This window comes from Streptomyces sp. CB02009 (assembly GCF_001905825.1).
Taxonomy (GTDB): Bacteria; Actinomycetota; Actinomycetes; order Streptomycetales; family Streptomycetaceae; genus Streptomyces.
Map to the genome: position 1 here is coordinate 150754 of NZ_LIVV01000008.1, position 15538 is coordinate 166291.

The following is a 15538-nucleotide window of genomic DNA, read 5'->3' on the forward strand; positions in this document are numbered from 1 at the left end:
GTCAACGCGGGAACGCGGACGGGGGCGCGTTCCGTCGGCGCCCCTTCCTGCGGCGCGCCCCCTGCCTGTCAGCGCCGGGGCGCGGTGAGCGGGGTCCAGGTCCCGGGTCCGGCCGAGCAGGGGCCGCCGTCGTGCACCGCGAGACGCCGCTCAGCGGGGTCGAGGGCCACGGTCGCGAGGGTCGCCCACCGGCTGCCGAGCCGGCCTTCGGCCGGGGCATGGCAGCACACCTCGGCACCGCCGTCCCGATGCGCGGCGAGCAGACGGACGAGCACGTCCGGACCCAGCACGTCCGGGCCGAGCCCGTCCGGTCCTGGCGCCCCGGCGCCGGACACGTCGGTGCCGGACACGCCGGTGCCCGGCCCGTCGTCGTGTGCGCGCACGCGTTCCGTGAGCAGCCGGTGGCGGTCGTACGTCTCCGGCTCCCGGCGGCCGCGCAGTTCCGCCGCGGCCAGGACCGGATCGAGGAAGTGGTTGGTGCGCACGAGCAGGCCCCCGTCGTCCGGGGCGACGACGGCCGAGCCGCCCGGGGAGAGTTCGACGGACGCGGCCCGGTCCGGGGTCACCACGGTGATGACCGTGGAGGCCGAGACGGGGGCGCCGGTCAGCAGGGCGACGGCCTCGGTGAACGAACCGGCCGTGCCAAGCACCTGACGGGCGACCAGGTGGACGGGCACGCCGGTCGCGGCGTCGTCCGCGTGGCCGAGGATGTTGAAGAGCACGCCCACACCGGCCTCGTTGACGCCGATCTTCGCGAGGATGCCGTGCTCGGTGATCCCGGCGAAGCCCTGGGCGTCCCCGTTCACCGTCTGGAGGTGCCAGGCGTCGGCGAGTTCCTGGTGCCAGTCCCAGCACTGGCCGCCGGCGGTCCGGGGGCCGACACGGACGAGGGTGGAGCACTCGCCCGTGCGGGGCGCGCCGGCCTCGGCGAGGATCTCGGTGCGGGCGTTGAGCGCGGCGATCGTCCAGAACGGCAGCCCGGCGCCCTCGGCGACTCCCTCCATCTCGGCGACCAGCTCCGGCGCCCAGGCACGGGTCGCCCGGACGGTGCGGAGGGCGAGGGCGGGTACGTCGAGCGTCCGGGCGTTCCCGGCGGCGACGGTCGCGAAGAGCTCCTCGTACACCTGCCACGCGCGCGTGATGCCGGCGCGGGCCTGCCGGCCGCGGGCCTCGCCGCGGCGGCGGGGGGTGTCCCCGGTGATCCGCAGGGTCGTACGGCGAGGGGTGCTCACGCCTCCGCCCGGGCGGCGCGCAGGGTGCGGTCCTTGCGCATCAGGAGGGCGTAGAGGGTGGCGGCGACGACCATGCCGACGGGGAGGGAGAGGTCGATGCCGTCGAGGGCGGCGGCGACCGGGCCCGTGTAGAGGGTGTTGACGCAGAGGGACGCCGCGGTGACGCCGACCACGATCGCGAGGGCACCGGCCGGGTTGACGCCGGAGGTGTACCAGAAGGGGCTGTCGGGGGTCTCGTCCGACAGCGCGATTCCGTCGTAGCGGCAGCGGCGCAGCACGACGTCGGTGGCGTAGACCGCCATCAGCGGGCCGATCAAGACGGTGATCACCTGGAGGGCGTTGCTGACGGTGTCGAGGAAGTTGGAGACGAGCAGCCCGTAGAGGGTGAGGGCGACGGCGACGGCCCCGTCGAAGAGGACGCTGACGGAGCGTCGGATGCGCAGGCCGACGGCCTGGAGCGCGAGGCCGGCGCTGTACGCCGTCAGGGCGTTGATGGAGATGGTGCCGAGGACCAGGGCGAGCAGGAAGACGGGGACGAACCAGCCGGGCAGGAGCTCCTGGAGCGCGGTCTGCGGATCGGTCATGTCGACGGCGGTGGCGGCGAAGGCGCCGAGCGAGCAGACGACGACGCTGGGCAGGAAGGCGCCGAGCGCGTTCCAGCCGATGATCGCCTTCCTGGAGGCGGTGCGGGGCAGGTAGCGGGAGAAGTCGGCGCTCGTGGTGTACGAGAGCGGGCCCGAGGCGATCATCGTGGTGCCGGCGAGGAGCAGGGCCCAGAGCTCGACTCCGCCGGGCCGCTCGGCGGGGGCGTACGAGAAGTCGGCGTGCCGCAGGACGGCGAACGCGACGACGGTGAAGGCTCCGGCGAGCACCAGGGTGATCGGCAGGTACAGCCTGATGATCAGGCCGTGCCCGTAGACGCTGATGACCAGCGTGAGCGCGGCGATGACCACGATGACGGCGACCTTGACCGGGGTGGTGGCCGTGATGCCCGCCTTCTCGACGAGCGCGAAGGCGGCGGTGGCCGCGGCGGCCAGGTTGAGGGCGAAGTAGCAGACGGAGACGAGCCAGCCGCCGACGAGGTTGTTCAGACGGTTGCCGAGGACGCCGTAGACGGCCCGGGTGATCACCTCGCTGGGTGCGCCGGCCGCCGGGCCCGAGGTGGCGAGGAGGCCGGGGAGCAGCCAGAACAGGTTGCCCACCACGGTCACGGCGACGGCCTGCCAGAGGGTCAGGCCCATCAGGACGAGGGCACCGCCGATGACGAGGCTGAGGTAGTTGACGTTGGCCGCCGCCCACACGGAGAAGAGCTCCCGGGGGTGGCCGTGGCGCTCGGACTCGGGGATGTGGTCGATGCCGTGCGCCTCGATGCGGCCGGGCCGATCGGTGTCCTGCAGGGCGACCTGCGCGCCCTGGGGGCCTGGGAGCGGATCGGGGATCGTGGAAGCCATGCGGCCCTCCGGATGCGTGTGGTGCCCACCTGCTTGCTTATTGGTCGCACACTCAATAGTATCCCGGTTATGCCGTCAAGCGTCCAGCGCAAGAGAGTTCGGAAAACACCGGAAGCCCGGCGGGCGGAGATCGTGGAGACCGCCGCACGCGTGGCCCTCACCGAAGGGCTCGAGTGCGTCACCCTCCGGCGGATCGCCGAGGAGCTCGCCGTACGACCCGGCCTGATCAGCCACTACTTCCCCTCGGCCGAGGACCTGGTGGGTGAGGCCTTCAGCGTGGCCGCCACCGGCGAGCTCGACGCGCTGCTGCCCGCGGAGCGGCCCCACGGGACGCCCACGCAGTGGCTCGCGCGCTATTTCGCCCTCTCGGCGGGCGAGGCGTACGACGACATCAGCCGCCTCTGGATCAACGCCCGGCACCTCAGCCGCTACCGGCCCGTCCTGCGCGACCGGGTCACCGAACAGGAACTCGCCTCCGACGACCGTCTGGAGGAACTCATCCGCGAGGGCGTCGCACGCGGCGAGTTCCACACGGACGACCCGCGGACCGCCGCCATCCAGATCCTGGTGGTGCTCGACGGCCTCGGCGCCCACGCCAACTCCGACCGGACCGACCGGCCGGAGGCCGTGACCCGGATGGCCCTGACCACGGCGGAACGCGGACTCGGACTGCCGCACGGCGCGCTGACCGACGTACCGCCACCCGCCGAACCCGCCGAACCCGTCGAACCCGTCGAACCCGCCTGACCGACCCCGCCCGCCGAACCCGCCTGACCGACCCCGTTCACCCGGACCGGCCGGCGGGGCCCGCGCGACCGGCCTCCTTGGCGAGGCCGCCCGCGGGCCCGCCCGGCCGATCCCTCGGACCGCCCCCACAGACCGATCCCCTCAGACAGATCCCCTCACCGAAGCCACCCGCAGGGCCCGCTGCATCGAAGCCACCCGCGGGGCCCTCCCGACATCCCTCCTCACCAAGCGTCCCGCGGGCGCGCCCGGCCGGATCCCTTCGCCGAGGCCGCCCGCAGGCCGCCCCACCCGTCCCCCTTCCTGTTCCCGGAGCCCTGGAGCCACCCGTGCGCACCCGACTCGTCCTGCTCTCCGCCCGTCTGCTCGACCCCGGCACGGGGGCGTTCCTGCCCGAGACCGCGCTCGCCGTCTCCGACGACGGCCGGATCGCCGCCCTCGGCGACGACCGCGAGATCCGCGCCCTCGCGGGACCCGCCACCACCGTCGTCGACCTCAAGAGCGCCGTCGTCACCCCCGGCCTCGTCGACGGGCACGTCCACCCCGTGTCCGGCGCCGAACTGACCCACGGCCTCGACCTCTCGTACTGCGCCGACCTCGACGACGTGCGCGAGGCCCTCGCGCGCGAGGTCCGGGAGCTGGGCCGGGGCGACTGGCTCTTCGGCTGGGGCCTCGACCCGAACGTCTTCGGCGGCCGGCCCGTCGGCATCGCCCCCTTCGACGCCGTCCTCGACGGCGTCCCCGCGTTCCTGCTGCTCTTCGACGCCCACTCGGCGCTCGCCAGCCGGCGGGCGCTCGAACTCGCCGGGGTCGACGGCCCCCGCACCTTCGACCAGGCCTCCGCGGAGGTCGTCTGCGACGCCGAAGGACGCCCCACCGGCCTCCTCCAGGAGGACGCCGCCTGCGAGCTCGTCGAGCGGGTCGCCCCGCGTCCGACGGCAGAGGAGAGCCGGGAGCGCCTCGCGGCGGCCCTGCGGTCCATGGCGGCGGCCGGACTCACCGGCGGTCACGCCATGGACGCGAACGGCGACAGCCTCGCCCTGTACGGGGAGCTCGACAAGGCCGGCGAACTGGCGCTGCGGCTCCGGGTGGCTCCCTGGTGCCAGCCCGGCACCGACGCGGCCGGTGTACGGGACCTCATCGCGCTGCAGGGCACGGGCGGCGCGCTGTGGCAGGTCGCGGGCGTGAAGCTGTTCATGGACGGGACCATCGACAACGGCACCGCGTGGCTGGAGCGCCCCGACTGCCACGGCGAGTCCACGCACGCGTTCTGGCCCGATCCCGACGCGTACACCCGCATCGTCGGGGAACTGCACCGGGCCGGGGTCCCGACCGCGACGCACGCCATCGGGGACGCCGCCGTGCGGCACGTCCTCGACGCCGTCGAGCAGGCGCGCGCGGGCGGCGGCGAGGCGCGGCACCGGGTCGAGCACATCGAGACGGTCCCGGACGACACGCTGCGCCGCTTCGCCGAGCTGGGCGTGCTCGCCTCCATGCAGCCCACCCACTGCTGCGACTTCACCCGGGCCGACCACACCGACAACTGGTCACGCCGTCTCGGCGAGGAGCGCGCCTCGCGCGCGTGGCGCTGCCGAGACCTGGCCGACTCCGGGGCCACGGTGGTCCTCGGCTCCGACTGGCCGATCGCACCCTTCCCGCCGCTCGGCGTGATGGCGGGCGCACGGCACCGGCGCCCGAGCCGGGACCTCGGACAGGCTCCGCACGGGCCCGAGCAGGCGCTGACGGCACTGGAGGCGCTGCGGGGCATGACGACGGCTCCGGCGTACGCGGCGGGCGAGGAACACGAGGCCGGCCGACTCGCACCCGGCTTCCGCGGCGATCTGACGGTCTTCGGCGGCAACCCGCTCACGACACCGGCGACGGACCTGCCGGACCTGCCGGTCCTGCTGACGGTCCTGGACGGCCGGATCACACACCGGGCAACGGGCGTCTGATCCCTCGATCCCGGGCGGTCGGCCTGCCGGGCGGTCAACGCCCGGACGGCCAGCCTGTCGAGCTGTCGACCTGCCTGACGACCAACCGCCCGAGGCGGTCAACCTTCCGGGCCGCCGGCCCGCCGGGCCCTCCGCCTCCCCGAGCCGTCAGCCCGTCGGCCGTCCGCCTCCCCATGCGGTCGGCCCGCCGGCCGGTCAACGTCCGGACGGTCAGCCTGCCGTGTGGTCGACCTGCCGGACGGCCAACCGCCCGCGTGGTCGGGCCGACCGGCGGCCGACCACCCCAGGCGGTCAACCTTCCGCGCGGTCAGCCCGCCCCGCGCTCAACCCGCCGGGCGCGCCCGGGTCAGGGACAGGAGGTCTCGGGCCGGGCCGGTCGGGCGGTGGCCGGTGGGCCAGACCGCGCGGAGGTCGCGACGCAGCTCGACCCCCTCGACGGGGATGGCCACCAGGCGCCGCGAGGCCAGCTCCTCGGCGATCGCGAGTTCGCTGAGGACGGCCGGCCCGGCACCGCTGACCGCCGCCGCCTTCACCGCCGTCGTGGAGGCGAGTTCGAGGAGCGGCCGGGCGAGCCCGCCGTGGCCCGAGAGCGCCGCGTCCAGCACCTGCCGGGTGCCCGAACCCCGTTCCCGCAGGACCAGCGGGGTCGCCGCCAGCTCCGCCGGGTCCACCGGGCCGCGGCGGCGGGCCCACGGGTGCGAGGGCGCCGTGACGATCACGAGCCGGTCGTGCGCGACGACCACCCCGTCGAGGCCGTCCGGCACCGCGAGGCCCTCCACGAAACCCATGTCCGCCTCGTTCGCGAGGAGCCGCTCCGCGACGACCGCCGAGTTTCCCGCCTGGAGCGACACCGCCGTGTCGGGACGCTCGGCGCGCAGCGCGATCAGCCAGCCCGGCAGCAGGTACTCGGCGATCGTCATCGACGCGGCCACCCGCAGCCGGGAGTCCCGCCGCCCGCGCAGTGCCTGGGCGCCCGCGTCGAAGGCCTCGGCCGCCTCGACGATCCGCCGCGCCCAGTCGGTGACGAGCGCACCCGCGTCGGTGAGCCGTGAGCCGCGCGGCGAACGGTCCACCAGGGCCACACCGAGCTGCCGCTCCATCGAGCGGATCCGGCTGCTGGCGGCCGGCTGGGTGATGCCGACCTCCCGGGCGGCGGCACCGAGGCTCCCGTGCCGGGCGACGGCCAGGAGCAGTTCGAGCGCCCCGAGGTCCGGGACCCGGTGATGCAGCTGCGCCCTGACGCCGGAGCCGGCAGAGCCGCCGGAGCCGTACGCCTCGGTCGGACGCCCGCCCGCGTGCTGCTCCTCGTGCCGCTCTCCGTGGTGCTCCCCGCTGCTGCTCATAAAGCCAGCTTATGACGTCATAGCCGCAAGATCCCTGGTGGGTGCCGGGGAACCGGACGACGGTGGAGTCATGGCAAGCCTCGCACCTCCGCTCCCGACCGTCCGCGCCACCACCCCCGGCGCCCGGCCGACGGCCTCCCCGGCCCGCTCCGTCCGTCACCTCGGACCCAACTGGTACGCCTCCGTGATGGGTACCGCCATCGTGGCCAACGCCGGCGCCGGTCTCCCGCTCGGCCTCCCCGGGCTCCGTACCGCCTGCGCCGCGGTCTGGGCGCTGTCCCTCGCGATGCTGCTCGTCCTGCTCGCCGCCCGCACCGTGCACTGGATCCGCCACCGCGACCAGGCCCGCGCCCACCTCCTGGACCCCGCCGTGGCGCCGTTCTACGGCTGTCTCTCGATGGCGCTGCTCGCGGTCGGCGGCGGCGCCGTGATCGTGGGCCGGGACTGGATCGGACTCCCCGCCGCCGTCGCGCTCGACACCGTCCTGTTCACCGCCGGGACGGTCGTCGGCCTGGCGGCCGCGGTCGGCATCCCGTACCTCATGGTCGTGCACCACAGGATCGAGAACGCGTCCCCGGTCTGGCTGCTGCCGGTCGTCGCCCCCATGGTCTCCGCGGCGCTCGGCCCGCTGCTCGTGCCCCACCTGCCCGCCGGGCAGGCCCAGGAGACGCTGCTCCTCGCCTGCTGGGCGATGTTCGGCGTGAGCCTCCTCGCAACCCTGGTCATGCTGCCGCTGGTCTTCGGCCGGCTGGTGACCGGCGGCCCGCTGCCCCTCGCGCTCACCCCCACCCTCTTCCTCGTCCTCGGCCCCCTCGGCCAGTCGACGACCGCCACGAACAAGTTCGCCGACGTCGCCCCGGGCGTGCTCCCCGCCCCGTACGCCCACGGCTTCGCCTCCTTCGCCGTCCTCTACGGCGTGCCCGTCATGGGCTTCGCCCTGCTGTGGCTGGCCCTCGCCGCGGCGATGGTGCTGCGGGCACGGAGGCAGGGCATGGGCTTCGCGATGACGTTCTGGGCGTTCACCTTCCCCGTCGGGACCTGCGTGACCGGCGCCGAGGGGCTCGCCCAGCACACCGGTCTCGCCGCCTTCCGGTGGCTCGCGATCGGCCTGTACGCGGCCCTCGTCGCGGCCTGGCTGGTCGCCGGGACGCACACCGTCCGCGGCCTCCTCAGCGGTGCGCTGCTCGCAGGGCCCGCGCCAGCGCCCGCGGCGCCTCGGCGAGAGACGGCCCGTACCAGGTGAGGTGACGCCCGTCGACGAGGGCGGCGGGGGTCCCGGGGAACGCCTCGGGGCCGTCGTCGCGCGTGAAGCGGTACGGCTCGTCGGGCAGCACGACCAGACCGGGCTCCGCGGCGCGGAGCTCGTCGATCGGCACCTTCGGATAGCGCTCCGGGTGCTCGGCGTACAGGTTGCGGACCCCCAGGCGGGCCAGCAGGTCACCGGCGAAGGTGTCACGGCCGAGGACCATCCAGGGGCGCCGCCAGATCGGCACGACGGCCGAGCACTCCCCCTCCGGGACGACCGCGGCCCACGCCGCCTCGGCCTCGTCGAGCCAGCGGGGCCGCCGGGGCGCGCCGCACGCGGCGAGGACCCGCTCCAGCTCGCGCAGCCCCTGGTCGAGGGTGCGGATCTCGGTGACGAGGACGTCGAGGCCGGCGGCCCGCAGCTCGTCGAGGTCGGCGGCGCGGTTCTCCTCCTCGTTGGCGATCACGAGGTCGGGGCGGAGCGCGGTGATCGCGCGGACGTCCGGGTTCTTGGTGCCGCCGATCCGTGCGACGTCGAGGCCGGCCGGGTGGGCGCACCAGTCGGTGGCGCCGACGAGCAGGCCCGGCGCGGTGACGGCGACGGCCTCCGTCAGGGACGGCACGAGGGAGACGATCCTGCCGACCGTGCCCCGGCCCGCGCTCACTCCTCCTCGGCTTCGACGTGCTCGGCGACCGCGACGACGAGCAGCCGGGTACCCGCCTCGGTGGCGCGCCAGCGGTGGCGCACCCCGCCCGAGAGGTAGAGCGTGTCGCCGCGGCCCAGCCGGTACGCGCGGCCCTCGGCCTCGACCTCGGCCGCCCCGTCGGCCACGTACAGCAGCTCGTCGTTCCGGTGCTGGAACTCGCGGCCCGCGTCCTGCTCTCCGGTGAACTCCAGGGCGTGCAGCTGGTGGCGGCCGCGGACGATCGCCCGTACCCCCGGGGGAAGCGCCGGGGAGGCCTCGTCGGCCCGTACGACATCGACGGTACGGGAGGCCTCCGCGGCGGCCAGGAGGTCGGCGGCCGTGGTCTCCAGGGCGTCGGCGACGAGTTCGAGGGAGCGGTGGCTGGGGCGCGCGCGGTCGTTCTCGACCTGGCTGAGGAACGGCACGGAGAGACCGCTGCGCGAGGAGACGACGGCCAGGGTGAGCTGGAGCGCTCTGCGCCGTCTCTTGACGGCCGCGCCCACGCGGGGTGCTTCCTTCTCGTCCATGTCGGCTCCCTCCCTCGTGCCTCGTGCGTACCCGTACCGGGCGGTTACCTGAACCTTACGCAGCTTTGGGGCGGGGTTTCGCGTCGTGACGAAAAGGGGTGGCCGCCGAACACGTTCGGCGACCACCCCTTTTCGGACAGGAACCGATCGGTCGGTCGCTGTCCGTCGCCCGGGGCTCACGGCCGGGTCACGGCCGCGGCCCTGGCGGGCTTCCGGCGGGTTACTGCGGGGCGAGCTTCTCGACGAGGCCCGGGTTCTTGTCCAGCCAGGTCCTGACGGCCTGCTGCTCCTTGCCCTTGCCGGTCTCCTGGATGACGGCTTCGAGGTCCGTGAGCTGCTTCTCGGTCAGCTTGAAGTTCTTCAGCCAGGCGCCGACCTCGGGGTTCTCGGCGGCGAAGCCCTTGCGGGCCAGGGTGTGGACGCCGTCGCCCTTGCCCCAGGAGCCCTTGGGGTCGGCGAGCTTCTTCAGGTCGTGCGCGGAGTAGGCCCAGTGCGGCGACCAGAGGGTCACGACGACCGGTTCCTTGCGCTCGTAGGCGCGCTTCAGCTCGGCGAGCATGCCGGGCGTGGAGCCGTCGACGACCTTGTACTCGCCTTCGAGGCCGTACTCCTTGAGGACCTTGTCCTTCAGGATGCCCATCATTCCGGCGCTGGGCTCGATGCCGACGATCCGGCCCTTGAACTGTCCGGCCTTGCCCTTGAGGTCGGCGAGCGAGTCGACGCCCTTCACGTACGAGGGGACGGAGAGCTCGAGCGAGGTGGGGCCGTACCAGGAGCCGAGGTCCTCCAGCTTGTTCTTGTACTTCTCCCAGTACTGGGCGTGGGTGACGGGCAGCCAGGAGTCGGTCTGGAAGTCGAGCTGACCGCCTGCCAGACCGGTGTAGAGCGCGCCGGCCTCCAGCTGCTTGGTCTCGACCTCGTACCCCCGGCGCTCCAGGATCTCCTTCCACAGGTACGTGGAGGCGATGCCCTCGTCCCAGGGGATGTAGCCGATGCTGACCTTCTTGCCGTTCTTGCCCGAGGCGGTGCCGGAGCCCGTACCGGAGCCGCCGAGGAAGCCGGTGCCGCCGGCGACGAGGGCGAGCACCACGACCCCGACGAGTGCGGTGACCGGCTGCGGGCGGTGGGCCCACAGCTTCGCCCCGGGGCGCCTGGCGCTCAGCGCGGCGCGGGCCTTGGCGGCGGCGCGGCGGCCGAGCGGGGAGACCTGCCGGCCGAGGGCGCCGGTCATCCGGTCGAGGTACATGGCGAGGACGACGATGGACACGCCGGCCTCGAAGCCGAGGCCGATGTCGACGTTGCCGATGGCGCGGTACACGGCGCCGCCGAGTCCGCCGCCGCCGACCATGCCGGCGATGACGACCATGGACAGGCCGAGCATGATGACCTGGTTGATGCCCGCCATGATCGTCGGCAGGGCCAGCGGGAGCTGCACGCGCAGCAGCGTGTTGCGCGGGGTGGTGCCGAACGCCTCGGCGGCCTCGACGAGTTCGCCGTCGACCTGCCGGATGCCCAGCTCGGTCATGCGGACGCCCGGGGGCAGCGCGAAGACGATGGTGGCGATGATGCCGGGGACGACTCCGACGCCGAAGAAGATGATGCCGGGGATCAGGTAGACCATCGCCGGCATGGTCTGCATGAAGTCGAGGACCGGCCGGAGCACGGCGCTGACGGTCTTGGAGCGGGCCGCCCAGATGCCGAGCGGTACGGCGATCACCAGGGTCACCAGGGTGGCGACGAGAACGAGCGACAGGGTCGCCATGGCCTCGTCCCACAGCTGGACCGAGTCGACGAGCGCGAACCCGGCGAAGGCGAGGACGCCGGCGGCGAGGCCGCGCAGCCACCAGGCGACGACGGCCAGGATGCCGGCGAAGAGCAGCGGCTGGGGCGCGGACAGGACGGCGTCGATGCCGTCGTAGAGGCCGGTGACACCGGTGGTGACGGCATCGAAGAGCCAGGAGAACTGGGACTGGAGCCAGTCGACGGAGCTGTCGACCCACTCGCCGAGGGGGAGCCTAGGCACGGGCGGTCAGCTCCTTCGTCGTGCGGGTGGCGGGTTTGCCGTCGACGTTGCCGCCGGCCTTGTCGCCGGCGGCTTCGGCGGTCTTCGCGCCGGGCGTGCGGTCGGCCTTCCGGGCCGTCGTGCCGCCGGTGCCACGACCGACCGACGAGCCGGTCGGGCCGTCGGCGTCGCTCGCGCCGAGTCCGCCCATGACGGCGAGCAGGCGCTCCGTCGGTACGACTCCGAGGACGGCGCCTTCGGAGTCCTGGACGGTCACGGGGTGCGGGGCGCGGGCGGCGACGGCGCACAGGTCGGCGACGAGCGTGTCCGGGCCGACCGGCTCGCAGGCGCAGTCGGCGGGGCAGTCCGCCGGGGTGGCGCCGCCCGTCATGACGGCGGAGGCGGTGAGCACCCGGGAGCGGTCGACGTCCTGGATGAAGGAGGCGACGTAGTCGTCGGCGGGGCGGACCAGGATGTCCTCGGCGGTGCCGAGCTGGACGATCCTGCCGTCCCGCATGACGGCGATCCGGTCGCCGAGGCGCATGGCCTCGTTGAGGTCGTGGGTGATGAAGACGATGGTCTTCTTCAGCCGCTGCTGGAGGACGAGGAGCTGGTCCTGCATGTCGCGCCGGATCAGCGGGTCGAGCGCGCTGAAGGACTCGTCCATGAGGAGCAGGTCGGCGTCGGTCGCGAGCGCGCGGGCCAGGCCGACGCGCTGCTGCATGCCGCCGGAGAGCTCGTCGGGCCAGGACTTCTCCCAGCCGGCGAGGCCGCACAGTTCGAGGGCCTCGGTGGCCCGGGTCTCACGCTCGGCGCGCGGGACGCCCTGGACCTCAAGCCCGTAGGCGGCGTTCTCCAGAACGTTCCGGTGCGGGAACAGCGCGAAGTGCTGGAAGACCATGCTGATCTTGGTGGAGCGGACCGTGCGGAGGTCCCGGGGGGACAGTGCGGTGAGGTCCCGCCCGTCGAAGAGGACCCGGCCGGCGGTCGGCTCCAGCAGGCCGTTGAGCATGCGGAGAAGAGTCGACTTGCCGGACCCGGAGAGTCCCATCACGACGAAGATCTGGCCGGGCTCGACGGTGAAACCGGCGTCCACGACGGCTGCTGTCGTCCCCTCGGCGCGCAGCTCCTCGCGGTCGGCGTCGCCGGCCGCGAGCCGGCGGACGGCTTCGTCGGGTCGTCTGCCGAACACCTTGAACAGGTGGTCTGCCTGGAGCCTGGACACATGAACCTCACGGGTAGCAACGAAAACGGCCCCCACCACCCCCGCGTGGCCGGGCCGTGGAGCGGGCGGGATCGGCCCGCGGGCCCGTCGTGCACGGGAATCCTTTCGTTGAATCCCGTACCGGGTTCCGCTCCGGGCTCGCGCCTGCCCGGCTTCACAGGGTGCAAACGCAAAGGTGACCGGGGTCACGTACGGGGGTCCGGAACCGCGGGGGCGGCGAACGCGTCCCCGGGCGCCGGAGGGGCCTGGCGAAGAGTTACGGGCTGTCGGGGCCCTCGACGGGACGCGCCTCGCGGCGGGCGCTCGGCAGACGCTCCGCAGGCGCCCGGCGGGCGGTCGGCGAGACGCGTCCCCCGGCCCCGAAGGCGCCCGAGCCCTAACATCAAGCAGGTGACTCGACGCCTCATGCTCCTCGACACCGCCAGCCTCTACTTCCGCGCCTACTTCGGAGTGCCGGACTCCGTCCGGGCCCCCGACGGTTCGCCCGTGAACGCCGTGCGCGGACTGCTCGACTTCATCACCCGGCTCGTCCAGGACCACCACCCGGACGAGCTGGTGGCCTGCTGGGACAACGACTGGCGCCCGCAGTGGCGGGTCGACCTGATCCCCTCGTACAAGGCGCACCGGGTGGCCGTCGAGACCGAGACCGGCCCGGACGAGGAGGAGATCCCGGACACCCTGTCCCCGCAGGTGCCGGTGATCGAGGAGGTCCTGGCGGCGCTCGGCATCGCCAGGATCGGCGCGGCCGGCTACGAGGCGGACGACGTGATCGGGACGCTCGCCGGCCACGCCCCCGGGCCGGTGGACATCGTCACGGGCGACCGGGACCTCTTCCAGCTGGTGGACGACGCGCGGGGCGTCCGCGTGCTGTACCCGCGCAAGGGCGTCGGCGACTGCGACCTGGTGGACGCGGAGCTGATCCGCACGAAGTACGGCGTGCGGCCCGACCAGTACGCGGACTTCGCGGCACTGCGCGGTGACGCGAGCGACGGGCTCCCCGGCGTGAAGGGCATCGGCGAGAAGACGGCCGCGCAGCTGATCACGGAGTACGGGGACCTGGCGGGCGTACGGGCGGCGGCCGAGGACCGGACGTCCAAGCTGACGCCGGCCAAGCGGCGCGGCATCGTGGAGGCGGCGGCGTACCTGGACGTCGCGCCGACGGTGGTGCGCGTCGCCGGGGACGTACCGCTGCCGGAGTTCGACGCGGCCCTGCCGAAGGCTCCCCGCGACCCGGCCGCCCTCGACGCCCTCGCGAAGCGCTGGGGCCTCGGCGGCGCCGTGGGCCGGCTGCTTCCGGTCCTGGAACGCTGACGAAATCAGGCCACCCTGGGTCGACCGCGCCTCAGGATGCTAGCTTAGGCATACCTAAGTACCCGGTACGTCGAGTCACCTCGAGTCAGGAGAGCCCCTCGTGGCGGAGCAGCCCCGCAAGGCACCGAAGGCCACCGAAGCGCGTGTGGTGCGCACCGAGCGCATCACCCCGCACATGGTGCGGGTCGTCCTGGGCGGCGCCGGTCTCGACGCCTTCGAGGTCGGCACCTACACCGACCACTACGTGAAGCTGCTCTTCGCCCCCGAGGGGGTCGCCTACCCGGAGCCGTTCGACATGGACCGGATCCGGGCGGAGTTCCCCCGGGAGCAGTGGCCGACGACCCGGACGTACACCGTGCGGGCCTGGGACCCGGTCCACCGCGAGCTGACCATCGACTTCGTGGTCCACGGGGACGAGGGCCTCGCCGGACCGTGGGCGGCGCGGGCGCAGGAGGGCGAGACGGTGCGCTTCCTCGGCCCCGGCGGCGGCTACACCCCGGACCCGACGGCGGACTGGCACCTGCTGGCGGGCGACGAGAGCGCGCTGCCGGCGATCGCGGTGGCTCTGGAGCGACTGCCCGCGGGTGCGCGGGTGCACGCGTTCGTGGAGATCTCCGACGCCGCCGAGGAGCAGAAGTTCGCGACGGAGCACGACATCCACGTCACGTGGCTGCACCGGGGCGACCGCCCGGCGGGCGAGGCGCTCGTCGAGGCCGTGCAGAACCTGGACTTCCCGGCGGGCGACGTGCACGCCTTCGTCCACGGCGAGGCGGGCTTCGTGAAGGACCTCCGCCGCCACCTGCGGCTGGACCGCGAGATCCCGCGCGAGCGGCTGTCGATCTCGGGCTACTGGCGCCAGGGCAAGACGGACGAGGCGTGGCGCGCGATCAAGCGCGACTGGAACGACCAGGTGGAGCGCGAGCAGGAGAACTGAGGCAGGGAGCCGGAGCCGGGCAAGTTCGGCTCCGGCCCGGGAGCCGGGCAGCTCGGCTCACGGAGCCGGAGCCGGGCAGTTCGGCTCACGGCGCGCGGCTCACGGCGGCGCGGGGTCCGGGGAGGGTCACCCTCCCGGGCCCCGCGCCGTTTCGCGTACGGGACGCCCGCGAGGGGGGCGGGCCCCACAAGCCCGGCCTGATCGGCAGGACTCCCGTTAGGTCGTCTCCTCGAACATGCGGTCCGAGGTGTCCGTCTGGGCCATCCGCCGCAGCGCCGAGAACATCGCGTCGCCGATGACCGTGCCGACGACGACGCTCTCGACCAGCACCTCGCGCGCCACGTTGCCCGCCACGTAGTCAAGGTCGGCCCGCGCCACCTGCTCCGCCGCGTCCGCGTACGCGTCCAGCACCTGGGAGAACCCCCCGTGGCCGGCCTCGTCGACCGCCGCGAGGGCGACGGCGAGCGCCTCCGCCGCCGGGTTGCCCTGCTGCACCCGCCAGCCGCGCGCGGCGATCAGCGCCGCGACCTGCTTCCGCGCTTCCTCGATCCCGGTGTGCGACTCGCGGTCGTAGCGCGGCACCAGCCCGGAGGCCACCGTGCCGAGGAGCTTGTGCACCGACCGCTCGGGGTCGTCGACCGCGAGGATCACCTCACGGATCGCCGCCACCGACAGGCCGCCCACATCGAGCAGCGCCCGGATCAGCCGGAGGCGCTGCACATGCGTCTCCCCGTACGAGGCCTGGTTCGGGCTCGTCAGTTCACCGGCGGGCAGCAGTCCTTCCCGTACGTAGAACTTGATCGTCGGGATGGACACCCCGGTCCTGCGACTCAACTCTCCGATGCGCACCGCGTGTTCACCTTCCTGGTCTTGCTTCGGCCTT

13 protein-coding genes are annotated in these 15538 nt (G+C 73.8%); 5 read left to right on the forward strand and 8 right to left on the reverse strand.

Annotation, left to right across the window (positions count from 1 at the left end; all coding sequences use genetic code 11):
- Window positions 1-68: 68 nt before the first annotated feature.
- Window positions 69-1232, reverse strand: a complete 1164-nt coding sequence (locus AMK27_RS29730) for a C45 family autoproteolytic acyltransferase/hydolase (RefSeq protein WP_107425707.1) — start codon at window positions 1230-1232, stop codon at window positions 69-71.
- Window positions 1229-2683, reverse strand: a complete 1455-nt coding sequence (locus tag AMK27_RS29735; protein WP_073914978.1) for a purine-cytosine permease family protein — start codon at window positions 2681-2683, stop codon at window positions 1229-1231. Before AMK27_RS29735 ends, AMK27_RS29730 begins: the two co-directional genes overlap by 4 nt.
- Window positions 2684-2752: 69 nt before the next feature.
- On the opposite strand from AMK27_RS29735, the gene AMK27_RS29740 reads away from it, so the two are divergent.
- Together AMK27_RS29740 and AMK27_RS29745 are read left to right on the forward strand one after the other, a co-directional pair.
- Window positions 2753-3430, forward strand: coding sequence for a TetR/AcrR family transcriptional regulator (locus tag AMK27_RS29740; RefSeq protein WP_073914981.1), 678 nt, complete (start codon window positions 2753-2755; stop codon window positions 3428-3430).
- A gap of 326 nt (window positions 3431-3756) precedes the next feature.
- Window positions 3757-5382, forward strand: coding sequence for an amidohydrolase (locus AMK27_RS29745; RefSeq protein WP_073914985.1), 1626 nt, complete (start codon window positions 3757-3759; stop codon window positions 5380-5382).
- 323 nt (window positions 5383-5705) lie between these two features.
- On the opposite strand, the gene AMK27_RS29750 is transcribed toward AMK27_RS29745, so the two are convergent.
- Window positions 5706-6725, reverse strand: a complete 1020-nt coding sequence (locus tag AMK27_RS29750; protein WP_445194883.1) for a LysR family transcriptional regulator — start codon at window positions 6723-6725, stop codon at window positions 5706-5708.
- Between the two features lie 70 nt (window positions 6726-6795).
- On the opposite strand from AMK27_RS29750, the gene AMK27_RS29755 reads away from it, so the two are divergent.
- Window positions 6796-7968, forward strand: coding sequence for a TDT family transporter (locus AMK27_RS29755; protein WP_073914988.1), 1173 nt, complete (start codon window positions 6796-6798; stop codon window positions 7966-7968).
- Here AMK27_RS29755 and AMK27_RS29760 read toward each other — a convergent pair.
- The 4 genes from AMK27_RS29760 to AMK27_RS29775 form a co-directional block, all read right to left on the reverse strand.
- Complete coding sequence (locus AMK27_RS29760) at window positions 7895-8635, reverse strand: helical backbone metal receptor (RefSeq protein WP_073914992.1); 741 nt, start codon at window positions 8633-8635, stop codon at window positions 7895-7897. The two genes, AMK27_RS29755 and AMK27_RS29760, sit on opposite strands and share 74 nt — an antisense overlap.
- Window positions 8632-9183 carry a helix-turn-helix domain-containing protein gene (locus AMK27_RS29765; protein WP_073914996.1) on the reverse strand — a complete coding sequence of 184 codons (552 nt, stop codon included), beginning with the start codon at window positions 9181-9183 and terminating at the stop codon, window positions 8632-8634. Before AMK27_RS29765 ends, AMK27_RS29760 begins: the two co-directional genes overlap by 4 nt.
- Before the next feature lie 220 nt (window positions 9184-9403).
- The gene (locus AMK27_RS29770; RefSeq protein ID WP_073915000.1) at window positions 9404-11206 is read right to left on the reverse strand and encodes an ABC transporter permease/substrate binding protein; all 1803 of its coding nucleotides are present in this window, start codon (window positions 11204-11206) and stop codon (window positions 9404-9406) included.
- Window positions 11199-12410 carry a quaternary amine ABC transporter ATP-binding protein gene (locus AMK27_RS29775; RefSeq protein WP_241847643.1) on the reverse strand — a complete coding sequence of 404 codons (1212 nt, stop codon included), beginning with the start codon at window positions 12408-12410 and terminating at the stop codon, window positions 11199-11201. Before AMK27_RS29775 ends, AMK27_RS29770 begins: the two co-directional genes overlap by 8 nt.
- Before the next feature lie 405 nt (window positions 12411-12815).
- On the opposite strand from AMK27_RS29775, the gene AMK27_RS29780 reads away from it, so the two are divergent.
- Window positions 12816-13721 (forward strand): 5'-3' exonuclease, encoded by a 906-nt coding sequence (locus AMK27_RS29780; protein ID WP_107425708.1) that lies wholly within the window; start codon window positions 12816-12818, stop codon window positions 13719-13721.
- A gap of 100 nt (window positions 13722-13821) precedes the next feature.
- On the forward strand, window positions 13822-14655 hold the full coding sequence (locus AMK27_RS29785) for a siderophore-interacting protein (protein ID WP_198955960.1): 834 nt from the start codon (window positions 13822-13824) through the stop codon (window positions 14653-14655).
- 216 nt (window positions 14656-14871) lie between these two features.
- Here AMK27_RS29785 and AMK27_RS29790 read toward each other — a convergent pair whose 3' ends face one another.
- Window positions 14872-15504, reverse strand: coding sequence for a MerR family transcriptional regulator (locus AMK27_RS29790; RefSeq protein WP_073915003.1), 633 nt, complete (start codon window positions 15502-15504; stop codon window positions 14872-14874).
- Between the last annotated feature and the right edge of the window lie 34 nt (window positions 15505-15538).

Bases quoted from the DNA above. Each gene is read 5' to 3' on its own strand.
- AMK27_RS29750 (WP_445194883.1), bottom strand. From the start codon at position 6,725: ATGAGCAGCAGCGGGGAGCACCACGGAGAGCGGCACGAGGAGCAGCAC.
- AMK27_RS29735 (WP_073914978.1), bottom strand. From the start codon at position 2,683: ATGGCTTCCACGATCCCCGATCCGCTCCCAGGCCCCCAGGGCGCGCAG.
- AMK27_RS29765 (WP_073914996.1), bottom strand. From the start codon at position 9,183: ATGGACGAGAAGGAAGCACCCCGCGTGGGCGCGGCCGTCAAGAGACGG.
- AMK27_RS29755 (WP_073914988.1), top strand. From the start codon at position 6,796: ATGGCAAGCCTCGCACCTCCGCTCCCGACCGTCCGCGCCACCACCCCC.
- AMK27_RS29780 (WP_107425708.1), top strand. From the start codon at position 12,816: ATGCTCCTCGACACCGCCAGCCTCTACTTCCGCGCCTACTTCGGAGTG.
- AMK27_RS29740 (WP_073914981.1), top strand. From the start codon at position 2,753: ATGCCGTCAAGCGTCCAGCGCAAGAGAGTTCGGAAAACACCGGAAGCC.